This window comes from Microbispora sp. H10836, from assembly GCF_012999525.1.
Taxonomy (GTDB): domain Bacteria; phylum Actinomycetota; class Actinomycetes; order Streptosporangiales; family Streptosporangiaceae; genus Microbispora.
This window is the reverse complement of sequence record NZ_JABBWU010000031.1, coordinates 61,809-76,697: the sequence shown is the minus strand read 5'-3', so window position 1 is coordinate 76,697 and position 14,889 is coordinate 61,809. Positions and strand designations below refer to the sequence as shown.

Here is a 14,889-nt window from a genome sequence, read left to right as displayed (position 1 = left end):
GACCACGACGCTCCAAGCATGGCAGCTGCGCCCCGAGCAGCTTCTCTACCCCTGGCAGACCGACGACCCCCAGTAGCCACACCAGGCGAGGCGACAACAACTCATCCACAGATCTTGACTATTGCTCCCCCCGGGGGACCCCGCACCAACTCGCCCGTTTCTCTCCCCACTACAAAAAGTGATCTTCCTCAAGATCGATACGGACCGTGACGGTAGCCGGATCCTGATTCGTCACTTTCCGTGAAATCTGCCGTTGTCATGCTGCGTCACTAGCGCCGGGAGGTGGTCATGGCTGCCCGTCGCACGCCTCCTCTCGTCGCCGCCGTGCAGGCGGACCTGGAGCGGTGGCAGATCCGCCCGGACCCGGCACTCGCGGCCAGCGCGCTGGACCTCGCCGAGCGGCTGTCAGAGCCGGGGATCCGGCTGGCTGCAGCGAGCATGCTGCACGCGCAGCTGCGGGCGACCTTGGCCGATCTGGCGAAGCTCGCGGTGCCGGAGGAGCAGTCGGGCGACCCGATTGACGAGCTGCAGAAGCGGCGTGAAGAGCGGCGGAAGGGCGCATGACGACCGCGCTCGCGCCCGTGCTCCCCGAAACCCGGCGCCCCCGATCGTTCCGCCGCGAACAACGCCGCTCGGGACGCCGCTTTCCTCGTCAGAAGGATCCTGCGAAGAGCTCGCTGCCACCGCGGACCGTCATCACGTTCTAGCTCCTGAACCCCAAGTCCACCGAACCGGCGAAAGCACCCGTCATCGAGCTCGCCACCGGTCATACCGCCGCTGCTGTCGTGCAACCCGAGGCCGCTTGATCAGCACTAATGATCAAAGTTAGTGGCATTGTGCTTCCGCTCAAGCAAACCTCAATCAGCTGGCGGCCGTGGTGCCGAGCGCTCGCCGTGGTAGCAAGAGGATGAAGTGGTTGAATAACTCATAAACCCCCGAAAGGTGCGGATGTGCCTGCTCTCCCCCCAATGTTCGTCAGCCTGCTCACCACCAGCGCGATCAAAGGCCTCGGGGTCGATCATCCCCGCGAGATCGAATTGACGCCCACAGGTGCGAGGGGCGACCGTGCCTTCTTTCTGGTGGACGAGGACGGCTCGTTGATCTCGGTGACGCGCACTGGAACGTGGGTGGGTCTTACTGCCGAGTACGACCGCGCGGCCGGAATGCTCACGGTCGGCTCCCCCGATGGAATGTGGCTGGAGGAGGAAGTGAGGCTCGGTGACCGGCTGGTGGCCGACTTCTACGGCTACCGCTCCGTGCCGGGACGGATTGTCGAGGGGCCGTGGTCGGATCTGTTTTCCACGTTGGCGAACCGGGTGGTGCGCTTGGTGCTCGCCGACGAGGAGAACGGCGGGGTCGACGTCCGGCCGGTGACGCTACTGGGTGACGAGTCGGTCGCTGAGCTAACCCGGAGGGCCGGCGTGCCGAACGTGGACTGTCGGCGGTTCCGCATGCTCATCGGCTTCTCCGGCGCCGCGCCTCATGCGGAGGACACATGGGAGGGCCGCACGCTCCGCATCGGTGAGGCGGTGGTGCGCGTCGAGGGACCGGTGAAACGCTGCGGGGCTGTCACCCGCAATCCCGCCAGCGGAGCGGCGGATCTGAAGGTGCTGCGAATGATCAAGGATTACCGTGGTCTCGGCGAGAGCATGTTCGGCCGCGGTGTCAACTTCGGAGTCTATGCAGACGTGATCCGGTCAGGCCGGATCCGGGTGGGCGATGAGCTGGACCTGGACGCGACCTGATCCCTTTCTACCGGCCTGGTGGGGGTTCACGACCCTCTTGACTCAGCAACCGGGCCGGAGTTGGTTCTTGTGGCATCCCAGAGTTGACGATCCGGCCGCGCTTCACACCCCGGTCATCGTCCGACGGCCTGGGCCGCCGAACACATCGGTAACCAGCGCGGCCATCGTCGCGGACGACGGGTCGGCGAAGCACGGCCGCAGATCACCAGTGCGAAAGGGGTACTACGGGGCGGCGATCACGCCGGTCGAGGTGCCCAGGGAGAGCGGTGAGCGGCTGCCCGGCGTGCGCCTGTAGAACTTCTACGGCCAGACGGAGATGGCCCCAGTGGCCGTCATGCACCAGCCGGAGGATCAGATCCGCAAGGCGGGATCCGCCGGCCGGGCCGCCCTGAACGTCGAGACGCGGGTCGTGGACGTCCGGGGCGACGACGTGCCCTCCGGCGAGATCGTCCATCGCAGCCCACACGCGGTCCTTGAGTATCTGGACGACCCGGAGAAGACCGCCGAGGCGTTCCGCTGTGGCTGGTTCCATTCCGGGGACCTCGGCGTGATGGACGAGGAGGGCTACCTCACGGTTGTCGACCGGATCAAGGGCGTGATCAAGACCGGTGGTGAGAACGTCGCTAGCCGGGAGGTCGAGGAGGTCCTCTACGAGAATCCGGCCGTCGCCGAGGTGGCGGTCGTCGAGGTTGGGCCGAGCTGGATCGAGGCGGTCGTCGCGATCGTGGTGGCCAAGCCCGGGGTGTCCGTGAAAAGAGGAGAAGCTGCGAGCGCACATCCGTGCGTGGCTGGCGCCCTTCAAGGTGCCGAAGGCGGTGGCGTTCGTGGACGCGCTCCTAAAAACCCGAGCGGCAAGATCCTCAAGCGGGAGCTGCGGGAGCCGTACGGCCGCTCGCCGTGCGGATCCCAGGCGTGGGATCCGGCTGCTGGCGTGGCCAGCTTTGAGGAGCATCAAGACGCATTTACGTCAGGCTGAGATCGCTGAGGGCCGGATTCCAAGGCCCCCGTGCCGAGTGCGGCGCTCCCATGCCCGCAGGCCGTGGCCGTCCGGGAGTGCCAGAGCAGGATGCCGAAGTCAGCCCCCTCATCATCGGGCGGCAGGAGAAAGCAGCCGTACATGTCGGCGTGACCACGTGGCTGCGCAACAGTCGGCGTACGAAATCGGCCTCCTCGGACACGGCCGCCCGCCGCGCCCACGCGGTATCCCCGGGCACGTCCGGTACGCCACAGAGCGTGATTCGGAACGGCTCACCCGCGGTGTGGTAGCCGACGGTCTCGATTATTTGGGTTCTCTCAGCCATCGACCGGCTGGCAGCCGAGCTCCCAGGCATGGGTAATCAGCGAGAACAGGGGCTGGAGCAGCAGACAGAACCTTGCCTTGGTCCTCCCCGCCGACTTTTACCTGGCCAGCAGTGGCCACACACGCTCTTGGCCGTTTACACATGGCGTTGCCCATATTGGCACCCTGTCTTGAGCCTGCTCCGAGCGGCTCGTGGCGACGAAGCCTCACCGCCGCCGGAGCAGGCTCTCCTGGGCGACGGTCGCGACGAGGTTTCCATCCAGGTCGAAGAACCGTCCGGTCGACAGCGCCAGGGCGTCCTGATACACCGGGCTGGTCAGCTCGTAGAGCAGCCACTCGTCGGCGTGGACCGGTCTGTGGAACCACATCGCGTGGTCCAGCGACGCCGCCCGCCGGTTCCCGGGCTCGGACTCGTGCTCGAGATCGGCGACGCGGGTGAGCGCGAAGTCCGAGGCCCAGGCCAGCGCCGCCGCGTTCAGCGCCGGGTCCGGGCCCAGCTTCTCGCGTGCGCGCAGCCAGTACCCCACCACCGGGCGGCCGTCCCGGATAGTTGGGAGCAGCCCGTCGGCGTGTCGAAAGTCGTACGGCGCGCGGATCGGCGCGTCCGGCGGTGGGATGGGCCCTCCCGAGGCCGGTTGGCAGAACTCCGGCGGCAGGCCGATCTCGGGCATCCGGGGTGCGTGTCCGGTCGTCACCTCGTCGGAGTGGAACGAGACCGTCGCGGTGGCGAGCAGAGTGCCGGCCTGGACGGCGTCGGTCCGGAAGGTCGTGAACTGCCTGGTCCGACGGAGCGGTACGCACTGGTAGGAGATCTCCTCCGCGACATCGCCCTGGACGAGGAAGTGGGCATGAAGGGAGTGCGGCCGACTCGGTTGATGGGCGGCCGCCGCGGCGGTCATTGTCAGCTGTGCGAGCAGGGACCCACCGAATACGCGGGGGTGTCGTCCGACCGATCCAGCGGCCCGGGCGGCCATCGGCCCCGTCGCGGTGGGTACCAGTAGCCGCGCAAGACCGCCTTGCGGCAGGTGCGATCCACTCTCTCCGAGGTAGTGGGCTGAGGTGACGCTGTCCATGTGGGTTCCATGTGTTGACGGTGGTGGATGCGTCAAATAGTCTGCCAAACGGCCGGTAGAATTACACTGTCTGCGAGGAGAAACATGGAGCCCTACAGCACGTTCCCATCTGTGCCTGCGCTCGTGCGCTTCCGCGCGGAGAGCGACGGTGGCAAGGTGGCGGTGCGGTTCGAGGGCGCCCCGTGTACCTACCGGGAGCTCGACGAACGGGCCGCGGTCTTCCAGGGCTGGCTCGCCGAGCGCGGCGTCGGCAGGGGCGACCGGGTTGCGATCTTTATGCGCAACTCCCTGGAGTTCCTCTACGTCTGGCTTGGCATCGCCCGCGCGGGAGCCGTCGGGGTTCCGCTCAACACCGCGTCCGTCGGAGAGGCGCTCTCACACCCGCTTAGCCACTCCGAGGCGGTCGGGGTGGTTGCCGACGACGACCTCCTCGAACTGGTGCGCGACACCGAGGGCGTGCCCGATCTCCCGTGGAAGCTCGCGACAAGCGACGTGCCCGCGATTCTCGCGCGGCCCGCGAGTGAACTCGCCCCGGCGGAACTCGCTGGCAGCGACCCGATGAACATCATCTACACCTCGGGTACGACCGGACTGCCCAAGGGCGTGGTGCTCAGCCACACAAGCTACGTCAACACCGGGGGTTACTTCGCCCACCATCTCGGGCTCCGCTCCGACGACGTTCTGCACACCTGTCTGCCGCTCTTCCACTGCAACGCCCAGCAGACCACCGTGATGGCGGGGCTCCACCTGGGCGCGGAGATTGCTCTCAACGGGAAGTTCTCTCTGAGTCGCTTCCGCATCTGGATGGCCGAGACCGGGGCGACCGTGACAAACCTGCTCGGATCGATGCTGGCACTGCTCAGCAAGACTGAGCCGCAGCCGTCCGACGCCGAGACGCCGCTGCGATACATCATCGCCGCCCCGGTGCCCGAGGCGCTGCACGGCCAGATGGAGAGCCGCTTCGGGGTCCGAATCGTCGAGGGCTACGGGCTCACGGAGACCGGCACGATGGCGTGCATGAACCCGCCGGATGACAGGCGGCCGGGCACCTTCGGGCTCCCGCTGGAGCACACCGAGCTGCGCATCGTAGACGAGAACGGGCAGGACCTGGGCCCCGACCAGCCCGGCGAGCTCTGGGTGCGCAGTCGGATCACCGGCGCCTTCATGACCGGGTACTTCAAGGAGCCGGAGATGACCGCGGAGGCTCTGGCCGGCGGCTGGTTCCACACCGGCGACGTCTGTGTGCGCCGCCCCGACGGCTACCACGTCTTCCTCGACCGGCTCAAGGACACCATTCGGCGCCGTGGCGAGAACATCAGCTCCTTCCTCGTCGAGAAGGCGCTCATGCAGCACCCGGACATTCTGGAAGCGGCCGCCATCGGGGTGCCCTCGGAGCTGAGCGAGGAGGACGTGCTCGTCGTCGTCGTCCCTCGCCCCGGCTCAGGACTTACCCACCGGGATGTGCACGAGTGGTCGGTGAAGACACTCGGGGACTTCATGCGGCCGCGCTTTATCGAGTTCCGCGAGGACCTGCCGCGCACGGAGACCGGCCGGGTGCACAAGTACACGCTGCGCCGGCAGCCCCACCCCGACGCCTGGGACGTACAGGGCGCCGTTCCTCCGGGGACGCCGTCATGATCCCGGCGTACGACGAGCTGCCGCGCAACGAGCGGCTCGGACTTCCGCACGCGTGGGGCGTGCTGCCCGCCGACCGGGGGAGCCTGGCCTTCATCGAGCCCGACCACCGCACCGCCGCGGCGGCGCTGGTGCAGCGGGGCGAGTCGCTCTCGCTCAACCTCCCGCTCGACCTGCTCGACCCGCCGCTGTTCGGCCGTGACAAGCTGGTGCACCGGATCGTTGAAGTGGGCCGGAACACCTACGAGGACGTCCTCGACGGCTTCAACCCGCAGGCCGGCTCACAGTGGGACGGCCTCGGCCACGTCCGGGCCCGCGATCAGGGATTCTTCGGCGGCGCCACGGATCTGGAGGCCTCCGCCGACGAGCTCGGCATCCAGGTGTGGGCGGCGACGGGCATCGTCGGCCGGGGCGTGCTCCTCGACGTCGAGCGCTGGGCGCGTGCCGTGGGGCGTGCGCTCGACCCGATGTCGGGCCAGGAGATCACCGCCGACGACCTCCGTGCGTGTGCTGACCACGAAGGGGTGCGGCTGGGCCAGGGGGACATCGTCTGCGTTCGGACCGGTTGGGTGACGGCGTACCGCGGGCTCGACGACGCCGGGCGCAAGGACCCTGCCCTGGGATCCGCCTGGGCGGGACTCCGCGCCGACGAGGCGACGGCGCGGCTGGTGTGGGACACCCGGCTCGGTGCCGTATGCGCCGACAACCCGGCGCTCGAGTGCGCTCCGGGTGACCCGGCGGTGGGATCCCTGCACCGGCGGCTGATCCCCATGCTCGGCACGGCGGTTGCCGAACTGCTCGATCTCGACACGCTGGCTGGCCGCTGCGCCGCGCTCGGCCGCTGGACCTTTCTTTTCGTCGCCGCGCCGCTTCCCTTGCCGGGCGGCGTGAGCTCACCTTCGAACGCAGTGGCGGTGCTCTGACATGACGTTGCCCCATCACGATGTGCTGGGCCCCGAGTTGCCCGCCGTGCCCTACGATCATCCTTTCCGGGGGAAGCTGCGTGACTGGCTCTCGCAGAACCAGCCCGCTCCCGAGCCTCTGGATCAGGACGAGCGGTTCCAGCACCGCCGCGACTGGCACCGGACAATGGCCAAGGACGGCTGGGTTGGGTTGCACTGGCCGGAGCAGTACGGCGGCCAGGGAGCCGACCCCGTCGTGCAGTTCATGTACTACGAGGAGATGGCGCTGGCCGGCGCGCCCGAGCCGGTGAACACGCCGGGACTCATCCTGCTCGGTCCCACCCTGATGGCCCACGGTTCCGCCATGCTCAAGGAGCGGTTCCTGCCGGGGATCCTCTCCGGCGACGAAATGTGGTGCCAGGGGTTCTCCGAGCCTAATGCCGGCTCCGACCTGGCGTCGCTGCGCACCCGCGGAGATCTCGTCGGCGACGAGTGGGTGATCTCAGGCCAGAAGACCTGGACCACCTTCGGGCAGTACGCCGACTACTGCTTCGTGCTCTGCCGGACACAACCGGGTTCCGAGAGGCACCGTGGGCTCACCATGCTGATCTGCCCGCTCGACCAGCCGGGCGTCACCGTACGGCCGATCAGGCAGATCAGCGGCGACGAGGAGTTCTGTGAGGTCTTCTTCGACGGCGCCCGGGTGCCCAGGGAGTGGGTCGTCGGGGAGCCCGGGCAGGGCTGGGCCACGGCCATGACGCTCTTCCAGTTCGAGCGGGGTGACCAGGGCTACACCGATCACGCCCGGATGCTCGTTAAGCTGCGTGACGTCGAGCGCTCCGTCAACGAGGCTGAGGCCACCGGGCAGCTGTCTCCCGCCCGAGCCGCCCAGGCCCGGGCCCGGAACAGCCGGCTCTGGGTGCGCTGCCAGGAGTTGCGCCAGCTCAACTACCGCGGGGCGCTGCTCGCGGCGGACGGACAGGGGCTGGGCGCCATCGGATCGATGACCAACCTGGTCTGGGGAGAACTTGAGAAAGACCTGGGCAGCGCCTTTGCCGAGGCCGCGGGTCACCGCGGCGTCGTGGAGGGGCGCCACGACACCCACGACCGACTGGCGAGTCGGGCGTCGTCGATCTACTCCGGGACCAGCGAGATTCAGCGCAACATCATTGCCGAACGGCTGCTGGGGCTGCCCCGATGACCCGGACGACGCCGTCCCGCACCCCACGTACGAGGAGACACCCGTGATCACCGAGCCGCTCACCAGCCAGGATCACCTGGAGATCCGCGACGTCGTTCGGGCCCTCGCGGACGACAGATTCACCTCGGAGAAGGTCCGGGCCGCGGTCGTCTCCGAGCCGTGGTTCGACGCGGCCGCCTGGGACCAGATGGTCGAACTCGGCTGGACCGCGCTGGGGATCGCCGAGGAGGCGGGCGGCGCCGGACTTGGCGCGTTCGTGCAGTGCATCGTCCACCGCGAACTCGGGGCCCGGCTGGCCCCGACGCCATATCTCTCCACTGCGGGCTTCGCCGCCGCCGCCCTGTCGCTGCCCGGGACAGCAGCCGCTGCCGCGCTGCTCGAAGTCCTCGCGGCCGGGGACCAGCGGTTCGCCGTGGTGCTCGGCCACGGCCGGGGGTGGGCGGGCACTTCACCGGCCGCCGCGGTCGCGCTCGAGACGAACGCCGGCTGGGAGCTGAACGGGGCGGTGGATCTCGTGACGGATGCGGCCGGCGCCGACCGGCTGCTCGTCCTGGCTCAGCTCACCGGCACGGAACGTTACGGCCTGTTCCTGCTCGACCCCGCCGATGCCGGGGTGACGGTCACCCCGACGCGTACCGTGGACGCGACCCGCCTCGTGGGTGACGTGCGGCTGAGCGCGGCGCTTGGTGAGGCGCTGCACGGCGAGCCGCTCACCGTCACCCAGGTCGACGGGCTCGTCGACCGGTTCGCGGTGAGCCTCGCCGCCGAGATGGTCGGATCGGCTACCGCGGCGCTGCGGCTCACCCTGGACTACCTGCGCACACGCGAGCAGTTCGGGCGGCCGATCGGCACCTTCCAGGCGCTCAAGCACCGGTGCGCCGACATGGCCGTCGCGGTCACCGTCGCCCAGGAGCTGGTCTTCTCGGCCGCGGAGATCGTGGACGCCGGAGTCAGCCGGGCACTGTCGGTGGCCGCGCCACTGGCGCTGGCGCGCGCCGGCGAGGTCTTCCGGCACGTCGCCGAAGAGGGGATCCAGCTGCACGGCGGTGTCGGGTTCACCGACGAGATGGACATCGGGCTGTACTACAAGCGCGCGCTGAGCGACCTCGAGATCCTCGCCACCCCCGTCGACGCCTATGCCCGCGTGGAGGCCGTCCGTGGAAGGACCGCGGCATGAGCGCGGTGGTGATCCGGGCGGAAGATCCCGCGTCGGCGGACGAGGTCGGGGAGAGTCTCAGAAAGCTCTTCACCCAGGTGCGCGCCGCCATCGACGAGGGGAGCCACGTGGTGCTCGCGGTACGGTCGGCGGATCTGCTCGGCCATCGCGGTGCCCTCACCGGCGCGTACGTCGGCGCCATCGTCGGGATGGCCCGCGCGGTGGCGTTCGAGGGGGTCAGGCCGCAATGGCGGATCAACGTGGTCGCCGCTCCCGCCGGCCGCGAGCTCAGCGACCTGGAAGCAGTCGCGTGCGTCGGTGACGACCAGATGTCGGGGCAGGTCATCGTCCTCGGCCCGGAGCTGCTCGGAAAGGTGGCGCCATGACTTCCGTCGCCGTCGTAACGGGAGGTGCGCGCGGGCTCGGGCTGGCCATCGCCCGGCTGCTTGCCGAGCGCGGCCACACGCTGCTGCTCGTCGACAGGGATCCGCAGGTGGAGCAGGTCGCAGCGGAGCTCGTCGCGGACCGCCACGACGCCTCGGCGGTGACCGCCGACCTCACCACCGAGAAGGGGCTGGCGGCGGTGTGTGCCGCGGTGGCCGACCGGCACGGCGGCCTGGATGTCCTGGTCAACAACGCTGGCATCACGCGGGACGCCCGGCTCCAGAAGATGGAGCCGGAGGCGTTCGACGCGGTCATCGCGGTGAACCTGCTGGCCCCGATCCGGCTGACCCTCGCCCTTGAAGGGCTGTTCCGCGACGGCGCCTCGGTGGTCAACATCAGCTCGCGGGCCGCCCTGGGCAACTTCGGGCAGACGAACTATTCGGCCTCCAAGTCCGGTCTCATCGGCTTCACCCGCGGACTCGCCCTCGAGTGGGCGCCGAAGGTCCGGGTCAACGCCGTCGCCCCGGGCCTCATCGACTCCGACATGAGCCGGGCGATGCCCCTCGACGTGCTCGCCGGGCTGGTCGCCAAGGTGCCGGCCAAGCGGATCGGCGGCCCCGAAGATGTGGCCAAGGCGGTCGCCTTCCTGGCCGGTGACGACGCGACCTACGTGACCGGGCAGGTTCTCCTCGTTTGCGGCGGCCGCAGTGTCGCTCCATGACACCCGCGGCTCGCTCGGCGTCCTGCTGAAGGACGTCGCCCGCCGTCATCCCGACCGGGTGGCGGTCGTCGACGAGAACGGCCCGCGAACCACGTACGCCGATCTTCTCGGCGCCGCGGGGCGGCTGGCGAACGCGTTCCGGGCGTGGGGCCTGCGGCCCGGCGACCGGGTCGCCGCCTGGATGGACGACAGCTCTGAGTACGTCGTGCTCTACTGCGCCGCCGCCCTCGCGGGGCTCGTGGTGACCCCCGTCAACGCCCGGTACACCGTCTACGAGACCGCGACCATCCTCGGTGATGCCACGCCGAGGGTGCTGGTGTGGAGCGCGACCCGGGACGGCGCCGTGGAGGAGTTGCGCGACAGCGGCACGCTCGATGGCGTCCGGCTGCTGCGCGTCGGGAACGGGCGGGTGCTGGACGCCAGCGCATGGGAGGCGACCGTGGCGGCCGGTGGCGACCGTGTCGACCTGGATGTGGATCCGGGGTCGCCCTTCGTCATCGGGTACACGAGCGGCACCACCGGCGTGCCCAAGGGCGCGGTGATGACGCACCGTTCAGTGCGGGCGGTGACCCGCCAGAACGCAGCGGCCTACCGGCTCCCCGCGCACAGCGTCGTGGCGATGACCGGCTCCATGTCCTTCGTGTCCGTCGTGCCCAGCCATGTCCTGACCCACCTGCTGCTCGCCGGCATCGTCGTCTTCATGGGCCGATGGGACGTGCCCCGCCTGCTCGACGTGGTGGAGCGGGAGCGCGCGACGTTCACCTACCTCCCCAGTCCGGTGCTCGGCGAGTTCGCCGCGAGGGCCGCCGGCCAGGAGAGCCGGTGGTCGTCATTGCGCTCGATCCTGCACTCGGCGTCGAAGGCGTCCCCCGATGCCCTTGAGCGGCTGTGCGACGTGGTCGGGAGCCGCCTGGTCGAGGGGTGGGGAATGACCGAGAACTCCGGAGGGCTGATGACGGCCACCTCCGCTGAGGACCTCACTGACCCGGGCCGCCGCGGCCACGCCCTGTCCACCGTGGGCAGGCCGATCCCCGGTTATGACGTACGGGTGGTCGAAAGCGAACTGTACGTGCGCGGTCCCGGTCTGGTGACCGGCTACTGGCAGCGGCCGGAGGCGACCGCGGCAGCCTTCCACGACGGCTGGTTCGCCACCGGAGACGTGGGCAGCGTGGACGAGAAGGGCTACGTGACCGTGCTGGAACGGCGTACCGATCTCATCGTCTCTGGAGGAATGAACGTCTATCCCGCCGAGGTCGAGGCTGTGATCGCCGAGGCGCCCGGTGTGGCCGAGGTGGCCGTCGTAGGGGTGCCGCACCCCCGGTGGGGGCAGACCGTCGTCGCCGTGATCGTGCCCAAGCCCGGATGCGAGGTGGACGTCGAGGTCGTGAACCGGTGCTGCCGGGCCCGGCTGGCGAGCTACAAGAAGCCCACCGAGGTCATCTCGGTGTCCTCGCTGCCCACGACGGTGTCGCTCAAGGTGTCCCGCGCCGCCGTGCGCCACCTCGCCGAGGAGCATCGCAAGTGATCGGCGGGAGGATCAGGCGGGGATCACCTGGGCTGACGTGGCGGCAGTCGAGGTGAATGAGGCCTCGACCATGATCGCTCTCATGTACGCCGAATCCAGACTGCCGGGCGTGACACGTCTGGACTTCGCGGCTCGCTGGCGCCGTCACGGTGGCGTAGCGCTGTCGTACCCCAGCTTTCGGGCGGCGGTGACTCGATACGTCCATCGTGACCCCGTGGGGGACCTGACCATGTTTCCTGGAGCCGACGCCCGCTACGACGCCTTGGGTGAGATCGTCGCGCGCGACGCCGCGACACTGACCGCTCTGCTGAACTCACCAGACCTGGTGGGTCCCATCCGTGACGACGGCGCCGAGACGTTCGCGCGTACGCGCACCGTGAACGCGATCGTCGAGGAGCACTACGTGCGCGACGAGTACTTGGCGCCGGTGTCGGTGTCCAGCTTCCTGGCGGCTCGTGGGGACCGGTCTCAGTTCCTCACGCGCGCCCGAGAGTTGCAGGCCACGCTCTGCGAGTCCTTGCCTGCTTTGGACGCCCGCGTACGTCGGGTGGGAGTCAGTGCGACGATCGAGCCACAAGCACGCTGGGCGACGTACCTGGATCTGGCATTCGACTCGGTCAAGGACGCCGCTGCGGCCTACGCCGTCTGGCAGCCAGCCTTCGCGCAGGCCCTCGGCCGTGAGTTGGCTGAACAGATCACGCTCGTCACGGTGCGGTGCGGGCTGTACGACCCGTGCGCGTTGCTAGTCGAGGGGTGGGGATGACCGAGAACTCCGGAAGGCTAATGACGGCCACGTCCGCTGCGGACATCTCGAACCCGCCCCGCCGCAGCCACGCTTGTCCGGTGTCGCCTGGACCGCTCGACACCAAGGCGAGGCGCGAGGTGTTCCCTGACTTGTGGGAGGAGCGGCTCGTGGCCCAGATGGAGGCCAACCCGTCGGGCAGAGGAGTCACCACGGACGACGTTGCGGGCGTCGTGGAGGCCATGGCCAAGCCTGAGTTCGCGATGGTCCAGGGACAGGTGCTGTTGTGGCCCACGACCTTGGGTTGGCCGATGACCGATCCGCACCTATTGGCGGAGTGGACGTTCCGCGAGGGCGGCACCGTGACCGCTGGCAGAAGGAGACAGTCGTGAGACGTTCACTGGTGCTGGCCACCGACGTGTGGGGCCCGACGGTCGAGCTGGCGCAACTCGCCGAGCGGCGGGGACTCCACCGCGTGTGGACCACGGAGTACGCCACGCGTGACGCCGCCGTACGGGCCCTCGCCCTCGGCATGGTCACGACTGACCTCAGGGTGGGAACAGGCATCTCCTACGCGTTCACCCGGCTGCCGCTCGCCACGGCCGCGATGGCCGCCGACGTGCAGCTGGTGACGCGCGGCCGGTTCAGCCTGGGGCTCGGCGCCGGGACTCGCGGAATGCGGGAGCGGTTCTACGGACAGGACGGCTTCGCCCGGCCCGCGCCGCGGCTGGCGGAGTACGTCGGCCTCCTTCGCGCCGCCTGGGCCGCGCGGGGCGACCTGCAGTTCCAGGGCGACTTCTACTCGGCGTCGGTGCCCGGCTACCGGCCGAACGCCGAACTCGACACCTGGGGACCGCCGCCGGTCTACGGCTCGGGGCTGAACGCCACGATGATCCGGTACGCCGCCGCGTCCTGTGACGGGGTGGCCCTGCACCCGCTGGCCTCGGAGCGCCACTACCTGGACGCGGTGGTGCTCCCCGCTATGGCGGCGGGGGCGGAGAACCGCGACGTGCGGCTGGCCGCCTGGATGGTCACGTCGGTCGACGAGGACGGCGCGCTCGCCCGCGCCCGGGTCAAGAGTAACCTCGCGTTCTATTTCTCCACGCCGAGTTACCGCACGGTGGTCGAGGGCACCTCGTGGGAGCCGGTCGCGGCCGCGGTCCGGGACCGGTTCCGGGAGATCGGGCCGCGCTGGTCCGACATCGCCCTACTCGTGCCCGACGAGATGGCCGAGGCCTTCAGCCTGGCGGGCACTCCCGAAGCGATCGCGGCGCGGTTGCCGGTACTGGAGCGTGAGCTGGGTGAGCGCGGTGTCGACGAGGTGGTGTTCCAGACGGTCGGCATCGGTCTCGACGACGCCGCCACGGTCGACAACATCCGGCGCATCATCGAGGCGGCGGGGGCGGTGCCGGTCTCATGAGCGGCTTTCGCCGCTCTTTACGGGACGACCCCGACCATGAGCAGGTGGCCCTGGTCGGGGTCGTCCTCCGTCGGGTCAGCCCAGGTGCTTGCGTACGAACTCGCCGATGTCGCGGATGGACCGCTCGGCCTGAGGCAGGAAGGGGAACAGGGTCCAGATGTGCACCATGCCGTCGGGCAGCAGGATTCTCGCGTCCCCGCCGCTCGCGTTGACACTCCCCACCAGCCGGGCGGCGTCGTCGCGCAGCACCTCGGAGTCACTCGCCAGCAGCAGCAGCGGCGGCAGCCCGTGGTGGTCGCCGTAGAGCGGGGATGCCAGCGGAGTCACCTTGGGGTCGAGCTCACCGATATAGACCTTGCCCATCTCGACCACCATGGTGCGGTCGATGAGCGGGTCCGCCTCCGCGTTGGTGTCAGCCGACTCACCGGTGCCGGCCAGGTCGAGCAGCGGGGAGATCGCGAAGCCGGCCTTGGGCAGGGGGATGCCCTCGTCGCGGAGCGCCAGCAGCGTCGCGATCGCAAGCCCTCCGCCCGCCGAGTCGCCACTGATGACAACGCGCTTGGGGTTGATCTCCTTCACGAGCGCCTGGTACGCCGCAGTGCTGTCCTCGACAGCGGCCGGGAAGGGCGCCTCGGGGGCGAGCCGGTAGTCGGGCACGATGACCGCCGCATCGCAGGACTTCGAGAGGCGGTAGCCGAATTCCCGGTAGGCCTGGGACGAGCCCATGACGTAGCCGCCGCTGTGGAAGTGCAGCACCACCCGGCTGGTGTCCACACCGGGAGCGGAGATGCGGCGACCGGGCACACCGCCCAGCTCGACCTCCTCGACCACGGCATCGGCCGGCAGTTCGAAGTTCGAGCACATTTCCTCGAAGCCTGTCCGCCAGTCCTCGATCGGTGCTCCTACCGGCGGCGTCGCCGCCACGAACAGCGCCACCGCCCGGTCGAGTAGCTCCTGGTCCGACATGTCGTCACTCCAAATCCTGGGCCCCTCGAGCAGGGCGCTACCAACCGATTGGTAGGCAGGCTAGATGGGGTTCGGGGACGGGTCAAGGGGTGGTCGATGCGCGATCTGTGCGGTTTCAG

The 14,889-nt window shown here is 69.3% G+C and carries 15 protein-coding genes and 1 pseudogene; 13 read left to right on the top strand and 3 right to left on the bottom strand.

Annotated features, from left to right (window positions below; translation table 11 throughout):
• The first annotated feature begins 288 nt into the window (after positions 1-288).
• The 3 genes from HHX30_RS37290 (at position 289) to HHX30_RS37280 (ending at position 2,721) form a co-directional block, all read left to right on the top strand.
• Positions 289-564: a hypothetical protein gene (locus HHX30_RS37290; RefSeq protein WP_169988542.1), complete on the top strand. Its 276-nt coding sequence runs from the start codon at positions 289-291 to the stop codon at positions 562-564.
• 404 nt (positions 565-968) lie between these two features.
• Positions 969-1,745 (top strand): MOSC domain-containing protein, encoded by a 777-nt coding sequence (locus tag HHX30_RS37285; RefSeq protein ID WP_169988540.1) that lies wholly within the window; start codon positions 969-971, stop codon positions 1,743-1,745.
• Between the two features lie 334 nt (positions 1,746-2,079).
• Positions 2,080-2,721 carry an AMP-binding enzyme gene (locus tag HHX30_RS37280; protein ID WP_249350873.1) on the top strand — a complete coding sequence of 214 codons (642 nt, stop codon included), beginning with the start codon at positions 2,080-2,082 and terminating at the stop codon, positions 2,719-2,721.
• On the opposite strand, the pseudogene HHX30_RS43905 reads toward HHX30_RS37280, so the two are convergent.
• Together HHX30_RS43905 and HHX30_RS37270 are read right to left on the bottom strand one after the other, a co-directional pair.
• Positions 2,697-3,046 (bottom strand): annotated as a pseudogene (locus tag HHX30_RS43905) (proline racemase family protein). The gene HHX30_RS37280 and the pseudogene HHX30_RS43905 overlap by 25 nt on opposite strands.
• 205 nt (positions 3,047-3,251) lie before the next feature.
• Complete coding sequence (locus HHX30_RS37270) at positions 3,252-4,019, bottom strand: acyl-CoA thioesterase II (protein ID WP_283246977.1); 768 nt, start codon at positions 4,017-4,019, stop codon at positions 3,252-3,254.
• Positions 4,020-4,202: 183 nt separating this feature from the next.
• Between HHX30_RS37270 and HHX30_RS37265 the strand changes: the two genes are divergently transcribed.
• The 10 genes from HHX30_RS37265 to HHX30_RS37220 all read left to right on the top strand — a co-directional run bounded on the left by HHX30_RS37265 (position 4,203) and on the right by HHX30_RS37220 (position 13,804).
• Positions 4,203-5,756 carry an AMP-binding protein gene (locus HHX30_RS37265; RefSeq protein WP_169988536.1) on the top strand — a complete coding sequence of 518 codons (1,554 nt, stop codon included), beginning with the start codon at positions 4,203-4,205 and terminating at the stop codon, positions 5,754-5,756.
• Complete coding sequence (locus tag HHX30_RS37260; RefSeq protein WP_169988534.1) at positions 5,753-6,676, top strand: cyclase family protein; 924 nt, start codon at positions 5,753-5,755, stop codon at positions 6,674-6,676. Before HHX30_RS37265 ends, HHX30_RS37260 begins: the two co-directional genes overlap by 4 nt.
• Before the next feature lies 1 nt (position 6,677).
• Entirely contained in the window at positions 6,678-7,856 is a 1,179-nt protein-coding gene (locus HHX30_RS37255) for an acyl-CoA dehydrogenase family protein (RefSeq protein WP_169988532.1), read from the top strand.
• 43 nt (positions 7,857-7,899) lie between these two features.
• A complete protein-coding gene (locus tag HHX30_RS37250; RefSeq protein WP_169988530.1) occupies positions 7,900-9,033 on the top strand; it encodes an acyl-CoA dehydrogenase family protein in 1,134 nt (377 codons plus the stop codon).
• Entirely contained in the window at positions 9,030-9,398 is a 369-nt protein-coding gene (locus tag HHX30_RS37245) for a hypothetical protein (RefSeq protein WP_169988528.1), read from the top strand. The genes HHX30_RS37250 and HHX30_RS37245 overlap by 4 nt, the downstream gene beginning before the upstream one ends.
• Positions 9,395-10,117, top strand: coding sequence for an SDR family NAD(P)-dependent oxidoreductase (locus HHX30_RS37240; RefSeq protein ID WP_169988526.1), 723 nt, complete (start codon positions 9,395-9,397; stop codon positions 10,115-10,117). The genes HHX30_RS37245 and HHX30_RS37240 overlap by 4 nt, the downstream gene beginning before the upstream one ends.
• The gene (locus tag HHX30_RS37235) at positions 10,104-11,642 is read left to right on the top strand and encodes a class I adenylate-forming enzyme family protein (protein ID WP_169988524.1); all 1,539 of its coding nucleotides are present in this window, start codon (positions 10,104-10,106) and stop codon (positions 11,640-11,642) included. The genes HHX30_RS37240 and HHX30_RS37235 overlap by 14 nt, the downstream gene beginning before the upstream one ends.
• Positions 11,643-11,679: 37 nt before the next feature.
• Positions 11,680-12,405, top strand: coding sequence for an EthD domain-containing protein (locus HHX30_RS37230; RefSeq protein WP_169988522.1), 726 nt, complete (start codon positions 11,680-11,682; stop codon positions 12,403-12,405).
• An 80-nt stretch (positions 12,406-12,485) separates the two neighbouring features.
• Positions 12,486-12,776, top strand: a complete 291-nt coding sequence (locus HHX30_RS37225) for a hypothetical protein (RefSeq protein WP_169988520.1) — start codon at positions 12,486-12,488, stop codon at positions 12,774-12,776.
• Positions 12,773-13,804, top strand: coding sequence for an LLM class flavin-dependent oxidoreductase (locus HHX30_RS37220; RefSeq protein ID WP_169988518.1), 1,032 nt, complete (start codon positions 12,773-12,775; stop codon positions 13,802-13,804). The genes HHX30_RS37225 and HHX30_RS37220 overlap by 4 nt, the downstream gene beginning before the upstream one ends.
• Before the next feature lie 75 nt (positions 13,805-13,879).
• Here the strand turns inward: HHX30_RS37220 and HHX30_RS37215 are convergent, their stop codons facing one another.
• Positions 13,880-14,770 carry an alpha/beta hydrolase gene (locus HHX30_RS37215; protein ID WP_169988516.1) on the bottom strand — a complete coding sequence of 297 codons (891 nt, stop codon included), beginning with the start codon at positions 14,768-14,770 and terminating at the stop codon, positions 13,880-13,882.
• Positions 14,771-14,889 lie beyond the last annotated feature (119 nt).

Coding starts and splice junctions, on each gene's coding strand:
- HHX30_RS37260 (WP_169988534.1), top strand. CDS start 5,753: ATGATCCCGGCGTACGACGAGCTGCCGCGCAACGAGCGGCTCGGACTT.
- HHX30_RS37280 (WP_249350873.1), top strand. CDS start 2,080: ATGCACCAGCCGGAGGATCAGATCCGCAAGGCGGGATCCGCCGGCCGG.
- HHX30_RS37270 (WP_283246977.1), bottom strand. CDS start 4,019: ATGGCCGCCCGGGCCGCTGGATCGGTCGGACGACACCCCCGCGTATTC.
- HHX30_RS37290 (WP_169988542.1), top strand. CDS start 289: ATGGCTGCCCGTCGCACGCCTCCTCTCGTCGCCGCCGTGCAGGCGGAC.
- HHX30_RS37240 (WP_169988526.1), top strand. CDS start 9,395: ATGACTTCCGTCGCCGTCGTAACGGGAGGTGCGCGCGGGCTCGGGCTG.
- HHX30_RS37245 (WP_169988528.1), top strand. CDS start 9,030: ATGAGCGCGGTGGTGATCCGGGCGGAAGATCCCGCGTCGGCGGACGAG.
- HHX30_RS37215 (WP_169988516.1), bottom strand. CDS start 14,770: ATGTCGGACCAGGAGCTACTCGACCGGGCGGTGGCGCTGTTCGTGGCG.
- HHX30_RS37265 (WP_169988536.1), top strand. CDS start 4,203: ATGGAGCCCTACAGCACGTTCCCATCTGTGCCTGCGCTCGTGCGCTTC.
- HHX30_RS37285 (WP_169988540.1), top strand. CDS start 969: ATGTTCGTCAGCCTGCTCACCACCAGCGCGATCAAAGGCCTCGGGGTC.
- HHX30_RS37255 (WP_169988532.1), top strand. CDS start 6,678: ATGACGTTGCCCCATCACGATGTGCTGGGCCCCGAGTTGCCCGCCGTG.